Source organism: Chryseobacterium sp. C2(2020) (genome assembly GCF_014218915.1).
GTDB classification, from domain to species: domain Bacteria; phylum Bacteroidota; class Bacteroidia; order Flavobacteriales; family Weeksellaceae; genus Chryseobacterium; species Chryseobacterium mucoviscidosis.
Genome location: NZ_JACLCT010000099.1, coordinates 1 through 1026, shown reverse-complemented (window position 1 = coordinate 1026; position 1026 = coordinate 1). Strand labels below are relative to the sequence as shown.

General features: G+C 57.3%; 1 protein-coding gene. It reads right to left on the bottom strand.

Features of this window, described 5'->3' with window-relative positions:
* Positions 1-76: 76 nt before the first annotated feature.
* The gene (sul2, locus tag H6W52_RS21085; protein ID WP_001043260.1) at positions 77-892 is read right to left on the bottom strand and encodes a sulfonamide-resistant dihydropteroate synthase Sul2; all 816 of its coding nucleotides are present in this window, start codon (positions 890-892) and stop codon (positions 77-79) included.
* Positions 893-1026 lie beyond the last annotated feature (134 nt).

Sequence of the window (1026 nt, the reverse complement as noted above, 5' to 3'; positions counted from 1 at the left end):
AACGTTCTGCTTTCCCTCGGCTCCCCGGCCACGTGTACCCTTGCCTCGCTCGATTTCCTTACTGGCCACCGAAAAGTTAACGAATTCTTGCGGTTTCTTTCAGCGCCGCCAATACCGCCAGCCCGTCGCGCAAGGGGCGCGGCTCGTGTGTGCGGATGAAGTCAGCTCCACCTGCGGCGGCGGCAAGCTCTGCAGCGAGTGTCGCGGCCCCGACATCCCCCGGACCACGGCCTGTGAGCGCGCGCAGAAAGGATTTGCGCGAAACAGACAGAAGCACCGGCAAATCGAAGCGCAGCCGCAATTCATCGAACCGCGCCAGCACCGAGAGCGAGGTTTCGGGAGCAGCCCCCAGAAAAAACCCCATGCCGGGATCAAGGACAAGGCGGTTGCGTTTGATACCGGCACCCGTCAGCGCCGCGATGCGCGCGTCAAAGAACGCCGCAATGTGATCCATGATGTCGCCAGCGGGTGCCTCGCGCCGATCTGCCTGCCCGTCTTGCACCGAATGCATAACGACGAGTTTGGCAGATGATTTCGCCAATTGCGGATAGAACGCAGCGTCTGGAAAACCGCGAATATCATTGAGATAGGCCACACCACGCGACAAGGCATAGGCTTGCGTCGCGGGTTGATAACTGTCGAGCGAGACGGGAATGCCATCTGCCTTGAGCGCGTCCAGCACCGGCGCGATACGCGCGATTTCTGTGTCGGACGAAACAGGCGCGGCGTCGGGATTGCTGGATGCCGGACCGAGGTCGATCACATCTGCCCCCTCGGCCATCAGCTTACGCGCCTGCGCAATGGCTGCGTCTGGCGCCAGATACCGGCCTCCATCGGAGAAACTGTCCGAGGTTATGTTGACGATGCCGAAAATGATGAGCGATTTATTCATGGGGGCTTCTATAATAATACCTAAAATCCGCAGGTAGTTAATTAGGATGTTTAAAGATTCTGATTATCCGTTTATGCACCTGTTATATTCGCAATTACTATTCTGTCAAAGAGTTTGTCTCCAAAATACCGTCT